Origin of the sequence: Nocardia farcinica (assembly GCF_029867845.1) — a bacterium.
Classification (GTDB): domain Bacteria; phylum Actinomycetota; class Actinomycetes; order Mycobacteriales; family Mycobacteriaceae; genus Nocardia; species Nocardia farcinica_A.
The window spans coordinates 1-2,178 of sequence record NZ_JARWRU010000131.1 but is presented as its reverse complement, the minus strand read 5'-3'; the positions used below and the strand labels follow the sequence as shown (position 1 = coordinate 2,178).

The 2,178-nt window shown below is 76.0% G+C and carries 2 protein-coding genes; both read left to right on the top strand.

Annotated features, from left to right (window positions below):
• Positions 1-182: 182 nt before the first annotated feature.
• Positions 183-575, top strand: coding sequence for a hypothetical protein (locus tag QH283_RS02540; RefSeq protein ID WP_280501404.1), 393 nt, complete (start codon positions 183-185; stop codon positions 573-575).
• A 103-nt stretch (positions 576-678) separates the two neighbouring features.
• Positions 679-2,178, top strand: a 1,500-nt coding sequence (locus QH283_RS02535; RefSeq protein ID WP_280501403.1) for a hypothetical protein, incomplete at its 3' end; no start/stop codon positions are given.

Sequence of the window (2,178 nt, the reverse complement as noted above, 5' to 3'; positions counted from 1 at the left end):
CCCCCCCGCCGGCCGCCCACACGCCCCGCGCGCGGGGGGGCCGCGGGGGCGCCGGGGCGCGCTGCGCGCGCCGCGGGCCCCCCGTCCGCGCGGGTGCCGACGACCGAGGCAGGAGGAGCGATGCCGTGCGCGCACCCGCAGCACGGGGGAGTGCGGGGCGGCCGCGCCCCGAGGACCTCGTGATGGCGATCGGCCCGGTACCGGAGTTCGCGGTCGTCGTTCCGGCCACCGCGCTGGACGCGCTCATCCTCGCAGTCCACGAGATCGTCGACGACGCGGTCATCCGCCGTTTCCTGCGGCAGGGCAACGTCATCGACTTCCTGCCGCCCGCCATCGCCGATCTGGACCTCGCCCTCGCCCACGCCAGGCACGACGGAGCCCGGCGCCCGTTGGCGGCGCTGGTGCTCACCCACCGCGACACCGCCGTCGACATCGTCTTCGAACGCGCCGGCATCGGCTGCGTGCGCGCCCGCTTCTGTCCCGCCGGTGGCGCGACGGCGACCGACGCCGACCGGGCCGCCGCGCTGGCCCGCTTCCTGTCCGAGCGGACCGCGACCGCGCTGTCGGTCGAGTGAATGACGAGCGAACGAACGATGGTGCACTCCGCCTCGGCGCGCCAGACTGTCCGGCGCGGGCGAACGATCGACACGCCCGGGTCCGGCAATCGGGAGGCAAAACGTGAGCGGCGACGACCCCACCGCGTCGGGCGAAGCGGCCGAGGCGGTTCCCCTGCCGCCGCACCAGGTCGCGACCGGCGCACACGCGATCGTCGCGCCACCGGCCCCGTATCCGACCGGGCAGGTGCTCCCCGGGTTCGTCGCCCCGCCTGCGCCCGCGCGTTCGGTCCCCTGGCCGGATCTGCGGCGTGACGGGATCGCCGTCGTCGGCCTGCTGCTGGCGCTGATCTTCCCCTGGAACGGTCATTTCTCCGCCACCGACGGCCCGGCCGCGCTCGTGGCGCCGACGTTCCTGTTCATCGTCGCCGCGGCGGTGGGCGTGATCGCCTCCGCCGTCGTCTCGCTCGGCTGGACGACCGCCGCGCCCGGTGGGAGTGCGCTGCGGGTGGCGCGCACCGCGGCCGCCGCCCCGCTGGCCCTGCTCGGCGTCGGCGTCGTCGGCTTCGACGTGATCGTGTCGATCATCCATGTCGGGCAATGGATTCCGCACAACCCCGGGGTCGGTCTCGGCGTCTGGGGCGCGGCGGCCGCCTTCGTGGCCGCCGCCGCGCCGCGCGGTTACGATCTGGTGTCGGCGAAGGACGAGAGCCGCCGGCGTGGCACGCCCGTGGCGCTGGCCTGGGTCGCGGTCGCGGCGGCGCTCTTCGGCACGGTGCGGCTCCTGGTGGGCGCTGTGATCTCGCTGGCGAACGACGACGGCTCCGTCCTGTTCGGCGGCATCCGGCAGACCGCGGCGACCGTCGTCGCCGGACCGCTGACCGTGCTGCCCGCCATCGCGGCCACCCTCGTGATCGCGTTCGGCCTCGGCCGCCGCGACCCGAGCCTCAGGTCGACCGCGCTCGCCGTCGCGCTCGGCCTGGTGGTCGGCGGTGGCGTGGTGTTCGGAACCGACGGCACGCCCGAGGTGTTCGGGTTCGGCTACTACGGGCTCGGCCTGCTGGTGGCCGCCGCCGTGGCGAGTCTGGGCAGTCCGTCCTCCGCCGGGCAGGACGCCACCACGCCGGGACGGGTCCTGCTGCGCGCCGGACGCCATGCCGCGGTGTGGATCGCCGTCGTGTCGGTCGCGGAGCTCGTGGCCGTTCTCGGCTGGACACTCGGTTCCACCGGCCGGGTCGGCGGCACCGTGTTCGCGGTGGTCCTGTGTGTCGCGGCCGCCGTCCTGGCCGGGATCGCGGCCGTGATCTGGTGGCCCGCCGACCCGCGGGCACTGCCGAACCGGGCCGTGGTGCTGCCCCTGCTCGGTATCAGCGCGTCCATGACGTTCGTGCGCTATCTCGTCGAGGACGAGGGCTACTGGTCGCGGCCCGCCACGATCACCCTGGCGATCGTCGTCACGGCCCTGGCCACGATCGTCGCGCTGGTGTCCGCGCCCTCGGTGCGCGCCGAGTACGCCGCCGCGCGCCCGGCGCGCGCCGCCGGCCCCGATGGCGCGGATCCGTATGCTCCGCCAGCGCATCCGGCGCCCGGGCCGGTGGGCGGTCCGGCGCACGGGGCGGCCCCG

Coding starts and splice junctions, on each gene's coding strand:
- QH283_RS02540 (WP_280501404.1), top strand. CDS start 183: ATGGCGATCGGCCCGGTACCGGAGTTCGCGGTCGTCGTTCCGGCCACC.